Here is a 14,116-nt window from a genome sequence, read left to right as displayed (position 1 = left end):
CTTTATGATTTCAAGTACGCACAGCAAGAATCAGCCACCGCACAAGCCAAGGGGCAAGCGCCAATACTAGCAGGGTATGCCGCTTTGCGCGGTTATCAAGTTACCGTACTTGCCCCAGGCTTTGCAGAATCCGCAGTTGCCAACCCAATAGACTTTCTTCGTAACAACGAGGATTCGGAGATGGCGCGGCAGCTTGCTATCACCCTTAATCGCAATTTCCAACTCGGTGATAAAGACTCTGGTAACAGCTTTTTCACCAATGCTGGAGATCAGCTAGTGCAAGCCGTGTTTATGCTGGCAAAAGGCACAGAGTACCCAGATATTATGATGTGCCAAGCAATTCTGGGGTTGCCAAAGTTAGTTAAGCGCATTGAGCAAGCCGCCGAACTAAACTTCATGGTTAGAGAGGCTTTTGCTCAGTTTGTCTCTGTTGCGGGTTCCCCTGAAACAGCCGCCAGTATTGTCGGCACGGCTAGCGGATTGTTTAGTCGATTCATGGTTCCCTCTGCCCTCGCTGCTTTCTGCGGTCAAACTAACATTCCACTGGATTTGAAGGGGCGGCAGATGGTAATTTTCGGGATGAACAAAGAGAAGCGTGATGTAATTGCACCTTTGTTAGTCTCGATTCTGCATCTATTAGTTAGCCGGAATGTGGCTAACAAACGTGCTTGTCCTTTGGTGTTGGGGATTGATGAATTACCCACATTATATTTACCAGCACTGGTTGATTGGCTCAATCAGAACCGCGAGGATGGACTAATTTCTATCTTAGGTTTACAAAATCTCTCAATGCTGATTGAAAGTTACGGGGAAAACACAACTAATGCAATATTTGGGGGATGCGCTACCAAGGCATTTTTCAATCCACAGGATGATGTCGCCGCCGAACGATTTAGTAACTTTTTGGGTGAAGAGGAAATTAGATATAAACAGCGATCGCGGTCATCAGGAGGCAAGGGCGGCGCAAGTACTTCTAATTCTGACCAAAATAGTACACGTAAGCTATTCGACATCAACCAATTCAACACCCTGCCAGAGGGGAAAGCAGTAATTATTAGCCCAGGCTTTCGTTCTCGTGGTCAAATAAGTTTACCAATATTGCAATCAATAAAAATTCCTCAACATGAGATTGATACGCAAGTCACCAGCATCGCCGCTTGGTACAGATTTCAGGAGCAATTGATATCTAAATCAACTTTACATATCCCCGCAGATCAAGAAATGAGAATTCGCCGCGCCGCCGCTCAAGAAATGCTGCCATTGATAGAAAATCAAGAGCAGCTAGAAGACATTGCAGCGCTGATTTAACGTAGTCACAGTAACGTTACCTTAACTAATATGAGCTATCCATTAACTGATTACGACAAAAAACAAATCGCCAAGCTTCCCGCAGACATAGCAGCTTTGGCCCAAAAGTACCCCTGCGAGATCGTGAACGTGGTCGAGGCTTGGGACGATAAGCCTTTTCCCTCTGATTACATCCCTCAATACATTGAAACCTATATCGATGCTGGGGACGAGCCTAGCTTGCGCGTTCTCGAAGGGAGCTTGACCGACTATATTCCGGCCAAGTCTTTGGACGACATCAAAACCATTCAAGTAATAATTGATGGGAAGTTTGCCTATATCGAGATAGAGAGCAGGGTAATAATCGATCACATTGGCGGCGTTGTCTTCCCCGCAATCGCCACGAACCCTGTTGAATTAATGCAAATCTTAACAAAGGAGTAGGGTGATGATTGATGATGGCGAAGCGAAGGAGATTAAGCGCGACTATCTAGAGATACTGGAATTATTGCTTAAGAATATCCAGAATCAAGCCAATGAAAAAGAGATGGCGGTTGATGATACTGTAAATATTTATGTTGACGGGAAGCATCTTTATAAGGGCGTTGTGGGGCAATCGCCTGATAAAAATTCCCTGTCTCCTGAGCAGTTAGAAAATATCAATAAGGCGATAAATGACCCGAGAAAATCGCAAGGCACTATCTCTATAAATATTGGTAAAACTGAAGTGTTTCGTGTTCAAAATGGGGTCGTAACTAACGATAGATTAAGCTTGGCTTCGCCGCAACCTTATAATGTTGAGCGCGTTTATTCTGTTGAAACCTTGCAAAAACAAGTGGATGTTTTGCAATCAAAATTAGAGAGGCAGCAAGAGTTGATCAACGCTATTAAGGGTGCTGATGCAACTCCTGAAGCTCTATCTCAGCTAGCGGAGAAAGTTAGCGAAATGGGCAGAACGCTAGCAAAGCAGCAACAATTAATAGAAAGAACTCAAAATGTCATGAATCTTTCTTTCTCGCAAGTTAAAAATACAAGACTTCAAGATTGGGTGGGTGCAGTTGAAAATAATGTAAAGCAAGCCGCGCAAAATCTTTTTCAAAGCATCAAGGCAAAGCTAGATCCGGAAATTACAAAAGTTCGCAATGAGGTAGACCGAAAGGTTGGCGAGTTCAAAAACGAGGTAGACGCAAAAATTAATACTGTCAAGGCTACAGTGAACGATCTCAAAAGCCAAGCAATCGAGAAGAGCGTTAAAGCATTGCTTAAACGTCTGGGCAAGCAAAATTCAGATGGGTCAATCAGCTTTGAGAGCAAAACGCTTAACTTTAACCAAAAGGATAATTGCGTAACTGTTCAAGCTAAAGACGGCACTCCGGTTATGGAAAATGGCGCTATCGATTCCTCTGTATCAGAGGAACATAGGGTTGCGCTTGACAAAGTGCAACCCCTTATGGAGCGTTTTGACCGTTTTGAACAAAAAGAAACAACATCGCAAACTCAAAGAAATTCTCATCGTTGAACCATGCCATAAAAATATCGCAACAAAGACTTTACGTCCCAAGGCTCACGATGATGAGGGGGAATAGGATTGTGGGAAAGGGGGAAAGGTTTTGAATACATCCTTTCCCCTTTTCCTCAGAAGTATTTATCGCCTGAATCTGTTTTGTTTACTCTCATTGGATTGCTGGATTCCTAACTTCTTCATAATTTGGGATTTGTCTTCTCTAATCAATTGGCGAACCATATTCATTCTCTGTTCAAAAGTTAAAGGTAAGTCAGCTTGACCAATTCGAGAGAATAACTCGTTGACTCGATCCCCTTTGACTTTTTCACCTTGAGCGTATTTTCCTACTTCGATAAATAAATCTAACAGTAGTTGTTTATCTAAACGCTGGATCATCTCCTTTATAAGTGATTCGACATTTGTTGTAACTTGTTCCTTTTCTTCGACTGCACCAGCAGTTTTTTGTTTAAGGCGCTCCGATAATTTCTCAACTACGGCGACTACATTGGTGATCAGGTTAGTAAATTCACTATTAGCAAGACAAAAAGATAGTTCCTTGATTACAGTTGGTAATGTTTCAGTCAGTGCAGACTCAACAGACGATTGCTCAACAAAATTAGTAATTGCGTTTACAATTCGCTCACTACTTCTATAACTTGTTGTCTGGTCAATAATTGCTGAATTTTTTCTGTCAGTGTCTCCTGAGATGCCCTCTGTTCGGTGAGTTGTACCCCGACTGCCTCTAACACTGTGGTTAATTCCTTCAATGTCGTCTCTAAGCTGTTTGACTTCTTGGAGTTCAATGTCTCGGCTAATTGCTGCAAGAAGTTCTTCATTGACTCGGCTTGGCTCTGTTCCAAATGTAGGATTTCCGCGCTCAAATCCTGACTCAGTTTCTTGTGACTGCTCAACAATTCCTCTATTTTTTCGGAAAACACTACTAATTCCTGTATTGGGTTTGGATTGTTGTCGGTTGATGTCATTGGTTTTTTCTATGGATTGGTTTTGCTGTAAAAAACGTTGTTCTGCTGTTAATTTTTGAGGTGGTTCGATTATGGCAGCACTCTTGTATTGATTCCGGCGTTGCCAGTCTCTTAAATTCATCGCTTCATGGCTCAATTTCTCATAAGCCAGTGGACTGTGAGCGATTATAAAATCATCGACACCTTTATCAGGTCCTGGCAGCGTTACGACTCTTACCTTGACTCCTGATTTTTGTAACAATCCTCCAGTCACGGAAATATCTCGCTCGATATTGAGCTTTGTTTGGGGCTTTGTTTCGTAGTCAAAGCAGAATTTGATTTCTCGAGAAGGTGTGGCGAAAACTGCCAATTCTTCATGCAGATAGGATTTGCCGATTTTCTTGCCAAACTCATCTTTTGGAGTTCGGTATCCCGCCGAAATCCCAGGTAGCCCAATGGCAGCGTGACCCTGACTGAGTAGACTGGCTGCTTTTTTCGCACCCTCCGTAATCGTAGCTGGGATATTATGTTTCCAGACACAATACCAGAATCCCGATTGGCGATCGCTGTTACTTGGTTCGACACCAGCTTTTTTATAGATGCGCTCGGCTATCTCCTGTGGTACATCTAATAGGAAGATACTTAATTCAACCTTCGGGGGATGTTCATATTTGATAAACTTCCCTTCAATTATTTGACCATCATCATCTTTTTTGGGTCTAGGTGCATTCGGTTTGTAACATCCCCATCTTTTAATCGGCGGTTTCTCACCTGGCTTTAAGTCAGCAAAAGAACGTGGGTCAACTCCAGCATCACACCACCAGCCACCAGCATCAAGATGCGAATATGCTCGTATAAAGCCATCTGTTAGCCGTCCTGTATTTGTTCGATTAAGCTTTTCACTGACCATCAGCCGTTCCCAAGCTTCATGCTCACCACCTGCATAGTTGAACTGAAGACTTTCAAAGTTCAACGCCGCAATTTCGGGATGAATGGCACTTGATTCAAACTCTTGCCAGTGGTTCGGTTCGATAAAATTAGGTATTTTTTCAGTATGATGTGGTGTCCAAAACGCCTCTGTGGGGACAGTTGGTTTGGGTACTGGCTTGTCGATATGAGGTTTTGTAACGGTTGGTGGTAACTCTATCTCTTTTAGCTTGACTACAGGTATTTCTGTCGTCACTTCTTTTTGACAAATTGGCTTTGTTTCTGTCTCTTCTGGTGATTTAGGAGTTTTCAGTACTTGTGTGTTAACCACTGTTTGAGTTTTCAGTACTGAGTCAGACTTCAGTACAGGTGCTACTAGCTCATCACTTATATTTATAGTTATCGCTTGCTGTTGCTCTGGTTGGCGCTGCTTGAAAGTCGATTTCTGAACTTGTTTTCGTAGCAATTCCAAGGCATTTTCTTTAGACTTCGACTGTTGCGCTAACCAGAGCAACCGCGTTGGATCTTCGGTGTAAATCTTTAATTCATGCCTTGCACGGCTGGTAGCAACATAAAAACTTTCCTGCCCAATCGTGAAGTCTGCCGAAATTAACACCCGATCCGCAGTCTTGCCCTGGCTGCTGTATGTTGTACTTACAAGGGCATAATCTAAGTTTTGCGCCTGTGCCAAACTAATGCATTCAGTACGCTCGTCAGCATATTTAATGTGGACTATGTTTAGGTCGATCCCTATGACAGTAAATTCCTGTCCGTTACGTCGTCCCAATTGCCGATCGTTTTTCTTCCATTGCAAGCGATCGCCCACAGCTATTTCAATCTGGTTTCTTTGGTAAACTGCCTTCTCAAAAGCTGTGTCTACATCCATTACTCCACCATCATCGCCCTTGAGAGTCAACCTGTCAGTAGTTCGATCTACCACTTCATACAGTTTCCCTTTCTCCAACCCCCGACGTTTGTAATCCCGTGTGGGCATAACCACATCACCAATCTCAAAGTTATGAGCAAACTGCATCTGTACTTTTGACAGAGTTTTGGCTTGCAATTGGGTGATGGTTGCAGTGTTGCCTAAACTTCCCTCATCTTTGAGCTTGCCTCGAATAGCTTGAGTAATGGCAAGTCTTTCGACGTTTGTCCCAGCTAAAACAAGGGTTTTGAGTCGTTGCTCTGGTGTGCCTAATATATAGTCATTGGCGATTTGTTCTACTTTTGACTCGGCATCAACAGTTTTTATAGAACCATTGGCGAATAAATGGTCAAAACCCGCTTTAGTCCTCCCCTCAGCGATTAAATCTACTGCCAATTTTAACTGCGGATTTTTCTGGCGCAACGACTCATTGAGGTGTGCGGTTTTGATACCCGCTTGCTGCAAGGATTTGAAGGGATTACCTGCTGATACTGCTGATAATTGCCGAGTGTCGCCCACAAACAAGACTCTGGCAAGCTCTTGGGTAGCCCGTTGTAGAAGTGCTTGGGCATCCTTAGCACTAAGTAAACCCGCTTCGTCCACAATCCAGATTTGATTGAGTTCAATTTCTGATGCTGGTTCTGTTACCAAAAGCCTAGCCACTGTTTCAGACTGCACCTCTAACTCTTCACTCAAAACCTTAGCAGCAGCGGAACTGGGAGCAAAACCAATGATAGTGTATCCGGCATCTGTAGCGATCGCCTTCAACTCTTTTAGGGCGAAAGTCTTGCCAGCACCAGCTACCCCCTGCCATGCAATGAATTGGTCTTGTGTAAGGGCAGCTAATTCTACCGCTTGGCGTTGTCCCTGGTTTAGCAAGGTTCTCTCTAACAGGCTTTCGACTACTTCCGGGTGAGAAATTGGGTTAACTTTACCAAGTCCTAGTTGCATCAACTCAATCGTCGCCAACTCCCGCCGAACCGCACTCATCGTTGTAAATTGGTCAGTCAATCCCGGTAAACTGATTAATTCTTGATGTTCTCTAATTAGTGGCTCAATCGCTTGTACTCTAGTCGCCAGCCTTTCTTCTAGGATGAATTTTTCTAAATCCTCTTGTCTAAATGCGACATTCCTCTCACTGCAATGAGCTAGAGCTAAATCCAAAACCTCTGCCAAACTTTTGTTATTGACTGGTATATCCTGGGTTGCTTCCCCAGGTTTTACAAAGGTGATTCCCAACGCCGCCGCTTCTTCGACCCAGTATGCTTTTAACTCTGACTCTGGTAACTTTTCCTTACGCTGGCGGGTATCATCCCAAATTTTCTCCCGTTCTGCCCAAGTGGAGTTAGCTCCAGCCTTGGCGAGTATCTGCTGTCGGCGTTTGGAAAATGCTTCTAAATCTTCTTCTTTAAAGCCTTTGATCTCAAATTGTCCGTGTTTTTTTGGTTCTATTTCATACCCTAGTTTCTGGACTTCACGCGCCAGATAACTTTGATACGCCATTCCCAAGAATTTCTTATTGGCAAATATCTCACCATTGCCCAAACTCATCCATTTCCCATCTAGGGTTTGCGTCATATTCATCAGCAAACAGTGGGTGTGCAAATGTGGGTCTAGCTCTCGACTTTCGATGTGGTCAAACTGCGCGACGACTAAGTTACCAGTCTTAACTCTATGTCTGCCGCTATTATCTGTCACTCTGGTATAGGCGTAACGCTGCTCTATTAGTTCCAGCACTTCTTTCAATGCCTGATGGTGAGCATCTATTAAACGAGTATCCCCACCCACCAATGCCATCAAACTTACACTTTTGGGCGCTGAAAATGTACAGTCTAATGCGGCTCTGCGTTCGTCGGGCTTCAACACTCTGGCATTTAACTGCTCACGACCATCGGGCGATCGCCCTTCGATTACATTTTTAAAAGCTTGTTCATTATCAATTGCGCCTGACAGCCCCAATTTTTCAGCACCTTTACCACTCCAGCGCGACTTCCCTTGGTGATAGTAGTTCTTGATGAAGTAGTTCACCGCCATCTCTGAAGAGACGTTTGCAGATGTTAGCATCGCTCACCCCCGCAAGGGGATTTACATAACTTAATATCTATCCCACTGAGCGATGCCAACGGCTGGCTACGCCTACGCCAAAAACTTTTTTTGTCAAAGCACATCACCGTCATCAAATCAAAGCGAGTTTGATGACAATTCCAAAAATTTTGGTGAGACTTTGACTGTGACAAAATTTTTATTCACCAACTCTTATGTAATTTAATATAGCAAATTATCCTCCCAAACTTTCCGCCAAATATGGCGTACTGTGCGTCAGAAAATGATATTATTTTTCTGTGAAAGTATAATATCACTATGATATTTAAAAATGCAGAAATTCGGTGACTTTCCATTGATTTGCCATAGTACTGCCATAGTACTGCCATTGGTGTGCCATACTTGCAGCACTTTTAACGTCATTTCTCAATAGTTTTAATTAATTGAGAAATAAGATTTTAAAATTCCATTGATTTGCCATAGTACTGCCATTGACGTGCCATTGATTTGCCATAAGTGCCGCATTTTATGAATTTCCATTTTCGAGACTAAAATTACGGGACTTCATGATTTAGAATTTAATGAAAGAGCGGAGTTTTTTTTTGAAGATGATGCCCGATTTAACTATCTCATTCGATCCGGGAGCGTCCTTAAGTAGAGTTTTTTTTACAAGTGGTTCAAGTAACCCAGAATTACTTTTAATGGAACCCTACACGGCATTGATTCCAAAACAAAGCCTTTTAGCTTATGAGGAGGATGCGATTGGGACATCATCTCCAGAAGATTCGGCTTGGGTAGAATACGAGGGGCAATGCTGGGGTGTAGGCTATATCTGCCAAAAATTCTATGCAGACCTGAAGTTAGAACTGCCCAAGTTCGAGAGTGCAATTTACAAAACCTTGGCTGTGGTGGGTGCTTTAGCTCAAAAGAAGTCACTTGCTAACGACGCAAGTATTCGGTTGGGTATTTTGTTTCCCTATGGTGAATACTCAGATCGCAAGTTATTTTCCGACTCCGTTGCATCTGCTTTGATGAACTTTCAATTTCGAGGGAAACAACGTTCGTTCCAGCTTGAAAGTTTTGTCTGTCGCCCGGAAGGTTTTGGAGTGCTTTCACGGGGGCGTTCAAGTACTATCAACTTGGCAGAGTGCAAAATCGCAGTGGTGATGATTGGCTATCGCAACGCTTCTATTTTGATTATGGATCGGGGCGTAATGACCAATGGGCTAACTGTTGATTTAGGATTCCATAAATTAGTGAAAGCTGTACAACGTCAGGTAGCTGGGCAAAAATCTCTAACTCTTGCAGCTGCTATTTGCGATGCTGGTCCGAAAATCAATCCTAAAGCATTAGCCCCTTTAGTTCGAGTACAAGAGCCATCATTACAATCAGCAGAAGTATCCCAAATCAAAACTGCGATCGCACAGTCGCGTGAAGAATACTGGTTACTACTTTCTAGCTACCTGCAAAATTACATTCCATCAGATACTGATGAGATTATCTTTGCTGGAGGGACTTCTCACTATCTGAGAAACGACCTGAATAAGTTATTTCGCCGTCCAACAAAAATCTTCTGTGATGCCCTTGAATACTTAGTAGAACGCGAGTTTCTCTCATCAAGACCCAAATCCGACTTAGATTTTCGCTTAACTGATAACTACGGATTTTTTTCTTACCTTTGTAAAACTGATAAGCAGGTAGCGCTGAATGTCTAACCAAGTTGATTTTCGCTTTCAATTTAGTACTGACTCTCCTTATATACTTCTGGTCAAATATCTCAGCCCCAAAAATAAAACTCTCTCCTTCCCTAGACAAAATATGATTATCTGGGCGATTGCTGCCTTCTGGTATCCTATAGCTTGCAAGTGGTTGGGAGGATTTTCTCAGTCTGACTTAAAATCAAAAGCCAGAACTGCAATTTACCAATTACAACAACAAATCATTTATTTAGCTCATACTTTCAACTTGGAGCAAGAGCTAGGAACTCATGGAATAGTTACTAATCCTACCTCTACACCGGAGCAATTCAATGGGAGCAATGCGTCACCAAGAACACCACAGCCAACTGTGTCAGATATTGATACAGAGTCTTTACCCTCACTGAGTAATAATCACGACGACGACCGATTACTAGAAAACGCATTCAACTAGGAAAAAACTTATGTCTTACACCAAAGAACTGTTACAACAAACATATTCGCTCTCTGTAGAAGATATTGATGCCACATTGACTGCAAGTGGTTTACCTTTTGACCAGCCAGAGTACAGTGATGAAGAAATTCAGTCTCGTTTTGATGTAATTCGCCAGTTAATTAAACTTGGTAAAACCTATAAGCAAGCAGCAGCACATTTTCAACGACAACAAAAAAAAAGCGTTGAAAAAGCCGAATTTCCACCGATGAATATCTTAGAAATGTTGACTCACATCAACTTAGAATATGGCATTGGGCTAGAACTGACTGAAGCTATTGAGATTATGGCAGCTTGCGGATTATCCCCAAATCAGAAAGAATATCGTCAATTAGAGTGCGATCGCTTTTTAGAAGCCTGTGACTTAATTAAGGAACAAGGTCTGACCTATAAAGATGTTGCTGCTCATTTTGGTATTAACAACAATGGTACAAATCCCGATAGCAATGCACAATACCTGACTGACCAGATTACTAATGTTGCTGTCACATCGGAAGCGGGGTTAGCTCATTTAGTTGACCAAGTTACTGAAAAACGTGCCGAACACGTTTCTGGCTTAGTTAACCAGATGTATCTCAAAAACGTCATTTCTAAACTCGCTTCTAGTCAAGACGAAATTAAAAGCTTTTATGCTGGACTAGAAGAACGTATCTTGGATCAAATCGAGGGAAAGTCCCCAATCAAAGCCATTATGCAGGGGCAATGGCAGATCACACCCTTGCCCTCTTTTTCAGAGAAGCCGATGTTATTGCCGGACGCATCCGAGAGCGATACCAACACCGATTAAAACAAGAAATTGCAGCCAAAGAACGCACCATTGATATCCAAGTAGAAAAAACCTCTGATGCCAAAGCCACCCGACTCGCTGCTCACAAACTGGAAAAGTTGCAAGCTTGGAACGAAGCACAGGCAGAAATTCAATTGCTTCGTCACAAGCGCTTTGAACAGTTCAAGGGATTTGTTTTTTGGCTCGGTGGTTGGGTCGGTTCCGGTCGCTCTGGCATTTTCTTTTTTATCTCTGCCATGTTAGCTTCTGCGACTTTCGCAGGGGTATCAATCATTAATCTACCAACAAATCTTTCTTGCCCTGATCCCAAAAGTCTCTGCTATCTGGTATACCAAATGCGATTCAACAATAATAGTGTGATTCTTCCTACTCAGACTAAGGATATTATTGCTGAGTATGAACGCAATAAGAGTAAACCTAAACGACGCAAGTAATTCATTTGCCCTGGTCAATTGCCTCTGTTGAATTTCTTCCCGATCTTTTGAACAGCATCAAAAGTTTGATAAGTTTAATTGCAGTGTGATAATCTCAGAACATTACCACACTGCAATCGCACCAATCGCATCTAAAGCTTTAGCTGCTTCTAGCTTCCCTTTGCGCTCGTAGTATCTTAAAATACCCCAGCAAACATTAGCTTTGATTGCCTTGATTTCTCCTCCTTTAACAGAAGTTTTATCGGTCAGGTATAATCCCCCTTCCGCAAGGTTTTGAAGCCAAAGAGGTGCTTTGTTTTCGGTCAGGTTTTCTAGCATATTTTGGACTGTCGAGAGCCGAACCCCACACAGCCTAGACAGTCCCCGTTGACTCATCCCCGACTCTCCAGTACTGACAACTGTAAAATATTCGATACCGTCTATTTCTTGCCGTAGAATATCATCAGACATTATTCGTTTGTCCTTAAAGCTTGTAAATTTTGGTTAGTTCAAATTTTTTAAGGGAGCGCCGAGCAGGTATAAAGTCCGTCTAATAGTTTTTCGTTAAGTTGCACCAGCAAATTGAACTGGTCTATTGGAGTATTTCTGATTTGCTGCTCAAGAATCGAGTAATCTATCTTGGCTTCTTGATAAGCTAGTCGCAAAGAAGTAACAGAGTTTGACTCGGTGGACTGTGCTTCTGGAATCGGTGCTAATGTTGTAGTAATCATCATTTCCTTTGTTGGTTTTGGTGAAGGGGCGATCGCGTAGTTTTCCAGACAGAGCGGTCGTCCTTTTGATTGGTTTGGAGCTTCTTGTGTACCTCCCTCACCACTCATATCCTGATAATACCACGATATTACTAGCGACTCTAGTGTTTTTTCTATTCTCAATGATGAGTATTTTCAAAGGTTCTAGCTTTTTATTCCGTTTTTGATAAGTAAGTCTTATCCATCGTTATACCACGGGATAACTAACTATTCTCCCGTGGTTATATCTTGGTATTACCGTAGTAATATAAAATAAACGATGGAGGTATTATTCTAGTGGGACGAGGTAAAGACGGAAAATTTGTTGAAGACCCTAACAGTTTTGATAAAACTCCTTTTGGAGTGAAAATGACACCTGCAATGAAAGAATGGGTCAGAGCGCATGGTGGTTCTGAATTTATCAGGCAACTCATCGAGAGGGAGATGGAAAAAGAACAAAACTCTCATGCACTAGCCTGATAGAAATAGCTTTTCTGTTTTCTTATAAGTTTTGGAGCAGTTTTTTATGGAGCAAGAGACATTAGAAACTTATATTCAAGCGGGAGCAATCTATGAAACTGCCCTCAAATTTACTCCCAATGACTTTAAGACTCTTAAGCGCAAGGGCATGGCTCTAGAAAAGTTGTCCCAGCTACACTGGTGTCTTGACCACCATCAATATGCAATCGATACCTTAAAGCAAGCGATAGCCACTTATAAAACTGCCTTTGAGCAAACTCCCAATGATGCCTTGAATATCAGTTATCTAGGGATGATCGTAGAAAGATTAGCACAGCAACAGTTTAGCCATAAACAATACACAGAAGCATTCGTGACCTACCAACAGGCTGTTGCTATCTACGACAGTACGCTCAAGTTTGCTCCTGATGACTATTGTAGTCATGCACTTAAAGCTGGTGTATTCAATACAATAGCTGATTTACACTCTTATTTGTCACAATATAGACAAGCTCTTGATAACTATCAGCAAGCAAGTGCAAGCTATGATATTTCACTATTGCTCAAACACATCTTGCCTATTGAATTTGATAAAGCTCGGACATTGCAAAAAATAGGTAATTGTCTTCAACAATTATCTAGCAACCAAGAAGCACTTGGGTATTACCAAGCGGCAGTAGAGATATTCAAGCGCATTTTACCTGCCAATGATAAACAGATAAATTTTGTAGAACAAGAGATGCAAAAAGTCTTAGCAGAATTAAATTGATTAATTCAGTAAACCTGGATTTATATTTTTCAAGCTTTAAGCGAACAGGCTTTTGAGCATTTCTTGCAGTTCTAGTAGGGAGAAAGATACTGGAATTACCCTGCCACAAAGATTATAAATCAAAGTCAAGGCTGAATGTTTCTCCATCAGAATCCTCTTCTTCCTCCTCTTTCATTTGAGTTGAACTCCTTGAGGAAAGTTTGTTATCTTCAGTATTAATTGGCGTGAAAGCTACTTGTTGTGTGGGAAATGCACCCTTTCTGAAAGCAAAATAACAATCAATGATAAAGTAAAGCGTCTCCAGGTAACTTTTATCTAGTTTTTGGGATTCTGCAAATATCCGCTCACGGTAGCTATCTTTGATCCGAACTTTTTCTGGGGTTAAGTCAAGTTTGTCTGCCATTGTTATAACTTAAGAGATGTAGATGCTGAATTCTTGGCAAAAATAGTTTTTGCCATTTCTAAAAGCCCAAAGACATTCGCTTCCACCGGGTTGTCGAGAATCTTGAAACCGTTCTTCTCTAACAATTTTTTAAATCCTGGTAAAAGGCAGCCTCCACCTATCGCCCAGATTTCATCCCCTTGGTGCTTGGCATCAAGTGTCAAATTCACTACTTTCTTCAAGTATTTTTCATACCAATCTTTTAAACAAGTGCTGTATATATCTTTGATATCGATGTCACGGCTGTACCGGGTATGCCCCATTTCCAGACAAAATCGGATCTTGGAGGCATCCCCGATTTTCCCCCCATTTAGATGTTTCATTTTTTGGGAGATATCATCGATGAGAACTTCTACACCAATGGGGTAGGCAGTGTGAACTTCTCGTTGACCCCGGTTGTAACGAGAATACAAGGTCGTTCCATTGCCAAAGTCTAAAATTGTTAATTTTTTCGGTAGTTGATGCCCAAACAATGCACCCATACCCTCTAGTACTACTTTCAACACTTCTATCTTCACGTCTGATTGTTTGCCAGCTAGTATCGGCTGATATTCCCCACTTAGTACTTTTTGCAATTCGTTAGCCAGACCGACATCATGTAAGCTGACGACTAATTTTAAGTGCCAAGCCTTACGGTGTGGCAGATGTGCCAATGCACC

At 42.1% G+C, this 14,116-nt stretch carries 14 protein-coding genes; 9 read left to right on the top strand and 5 right to left on the bottom strand.

What is annotated here, in order from left to right; translation table 11 throughout:
* The 3 genes from ACEW80_RS00735 to ACEW80_RS00725 all read left to right on the top strand — a co-directional run.
* Positions 1-1,308: type IV secretory system conjugative DNA transfer family protein (locus ACEW80_RS00735; RefSeq protein ID WP_373524759.1), on the top strand; the 1,308-nt coding region annotated here is incomplete at its 5' end.
* Between the two features lie 30 nt (positions 1,309-1,338).
* Positions 1,339-1,731 (top strand): hypothetical protein, encoded by a 393-nt coding sequence (locus ACEW80_RS00730; RefSeq protein WP_373524758.1) that lies wholly within the window; start codon positions 1,339-1,341, stop codon positions 1,729-1,731.
* Between the two features lie 4 nt (positions 1,732-1,735).
* On the top strand, positions 1,736-2,806 hold the full coding sequence (locus ACEW80_RS00725) for a hypothetical protein (protein WP_373524757.1): 1,071 nt from the start codon (positions 1,736-1,738) through the stop codon (positions 2,804-2,806).
* A gap of 126 nt (positions 2,807-2,932) precedes the next feature.
* Here ACEW80_RS00725 and mobF read toward each other — a convergent pair whose 3' ends face one another.
* Positions 2,933-7,669 carry a MobF family relaxase gene (gene mobF, locus ACEW80_RS00720; RefSeq protein ID WP_373524756.1) on the bottom strand — a complete coding sequence of 1,579 codons (4,737 nt, stop codon included), beginning with the start codon at positions 7,667-7,669 and terminating at the stop codon, positions 2,933-2,935.
* A gap of 680 nt (positions 7,670-8,349) precedes the next feature.
* Here mobF and ACEW80_RS00715 point away from each other — a divergent pair.
* The 4 genes from ACEW80_RS00715 to ACEW80_RS00700 are packed head-to-tail and all read left to right on the top strand — an operon-like array spanning position 8,350 to position 11,059.
* A complete protein-coding gene (locus ACEW80_RS00715) occupies positions 8,350-9,363 on the top strand; it encodes a ParM/StbA family protein (RefSeq protein WP_373524755.1) in 1,014 nt (337 codons plus the stop codon).
* On the top strand, positions 9,356-9,799 hold the full coding sequence (locus ACEW80_RS00710) for a hypothetical protein (RefSeq protein WP_373524754.1): 444 nt from the start codon (positions 9,356-9,358) through the stop codon (positions 9,797-9,799). Before ACEW80_RS00715 ends, ACEW80_RS00710 begins: the two co-directional genes overlap by 8 nt.
* A 10-nt stretch (positions 9,800-9,809) precedes the next feature.
* On the top strand, positions 9,810-10,625 hold the full coding sequence (locus ACEW80_RS00705; protein WP_373524753.1) for a hypothetical protein: 816 nt from the start codon (positions 9,810-9,812) through the stop codon (positions 10,623-10,625).
* Entirely contained in the window at positions 10,541-11,059 is a 519-nt protein-coding gene (locus ACEW80_RS00700; protein ID WP_373524752.1) for a hypothetical protein, read from the top strand. The genes ACEW80_RS00705 and ACEW80_RS00700 overlap by 85 nt, the downstream gene beginning before the upstream one ends.
* 102 nt (positions 11,060-11,161) lie before the next feature.
* Here the strand turns inward: ACEW80_RS00700 and ACEW80_RS00695 are convergent, their stop codons facing one another.
* Together ACEW80_RS00695 and ACEW80_RS00690 are read right to left on the bottom strand one after the other, a co-directional pair.
* Positions 11,162-11,509 (bottom strand): hypothetical protein, encoded by a 348-nt coding sequence (locus ACEW80_RS00695; RefSeq protein WP_373524751.1) that lies wholly within the window; start codon positions 11,507-11,509, stop codon positions 11,162-11,164.
* Between the two features lie 47 nt (positions 11,510-11,556).
* Entirely contained in the window at positions 11,557-11,931 is a 375-nt protein-coding gene (locus ACEW80_RS00690) for a hypothetical protein (RefSeq protein ID WP_373524750.1), read from the bottom strand.
* A 153-nt stretch (positions 11,932-12,084) separates the two neighbouring features.
* Here ACEW80_RS00690 and ACEW80_RS00685 point away from each other — a divergent pair, with 153 nt between their 5' ends.
* Positions 12,085-12,267, top strand: a complete 183-nt coding sequence (locus tag ACEW80_RS00685) for a hypothetical protein (protein WP_373524749.1) — start codon at positions 12,085-12,087, stop codon at positions 12,265-12,267.
* 46 nt (positions 12,268-12,313) lie between these two features.
* Positions 12,314-13,015, top strand: a complete 702-nt coding sequence (locus tag ACEW80_RS00680) for a hypothetical protein (protein ID WP_373524748.1) — start codon at positions 12,314-12,316, stop codon at positions 13,013-13,015.
* A gap of 112 nt (positions 13,016-13,127) precedes the next feature.
* On the opposite strand, the gene ACEW80_RS00675 is transcribed toward ACEW80_RS00680, so the two are convergent.
* Both ACEW80_RS00675 and ACEW80_RS00670 read right to left on the bottom strand, forming a co-directional pair.
* Positions 13,128-13,418, bottom strand: coding sequence for a hypothetical protein (locus ACEW80_RS00675; RefSeq protein ID WP_373524747.1), 291 nt, complete (start codon positions 13,416-13,418; stop codon positions 13,128-13,130).
* 2 nt (positions 13,419-13,420) lie between these two features.
* A partial coding sequence (locus tag ACEW80_RS00670) for a ParM/StbA family protein (RefSeq protein ID WP_373524746.1) occupies positions 13,421-14,116 on the bottom strand: 696 nt, incomplete at its 5' end.

The organism is Nostoc sp., assembly GCF_041747015.1.
GTDB lineage: Bacteria > Cyanobacteriota > Cyanobacteriia > Cyanobacteriales > Nostocaceae > Nostoc.
This window is presented reverse-complemented; position numbering and strand designations above follow the sequence as displayed.

Bases quoted from the DNA above. Each gene is read 5' to 3' on its own strand.
- ACEW80_RS00730 (WP_373524758.1), top strand. From the start codon at position 1,339: ATGAGCTATCCATTAACTGATTACGACAAAAAACAAATCGCCAAGCTT.
- ACEW80_RS00725 (WP_373524757.1), top strand. From the start codon at position 1,736: ATGATTGATGATGGCGAAGCGAAGGAGATTAAGCGCGACTATCTAGAG.
- mobF (WP_373524756.1), bottom strand. From the start codon at position 7,669: ATGCTAACATCTGCAAACGTCTCTTCAGAGATGGCGGTGAACTACTTC.
- ACEW80_RS00715 (WP_373524755.1), top strand. From the start codon at position 8,350: ATGGAACCCTACACGGCATTGATTCCAAAACAAAGCCTTTTAGCTTAT.
- ACEW80_RS00710 (WP_373524754.1), top strand. From the start codon at position 9,356: ATGTCTAACCAAGTTGATTTTCGCTTTCAATTTAGTACTGACTCTCCT.
- ACEW80_RS00705 (WP_373524753.1), top strand. From the start codon at position 9,810: ATGTCTTACACCAAAGAACTGTTACAACAAACATATTCGCTCTCTGTA.
- ACEW80_RS00700 (WP_373524752.1), top strand. From the start codon at position 10,541: ATGGCAGATCACACCCTTGCCCTCTTTTTCAGAGAAGCCGATGTTATT.
- ACEW80_RS00695 (WP_373524751.1), bottom strand. From the start codon at position 11,509: ATGTCTGATGATATTCTACGGCAAGAAATAGACGGTATCGAATATTTT.
- ACEW80_RS00680 (WP_373524748.1), top strand. From the start codon at position 12,314: ATGGAGCAAGAGACATTAGAAACTTATATTCAAGCGGGAGCAATCTAT.
- ACEW80_RS00675 (WP_373524747.1), bottom strand. From the start codon at position 13,418: ATGGCAGACAAACTTGACTTAACCCCAGAAAAAGTTCGGATCAAAGAT.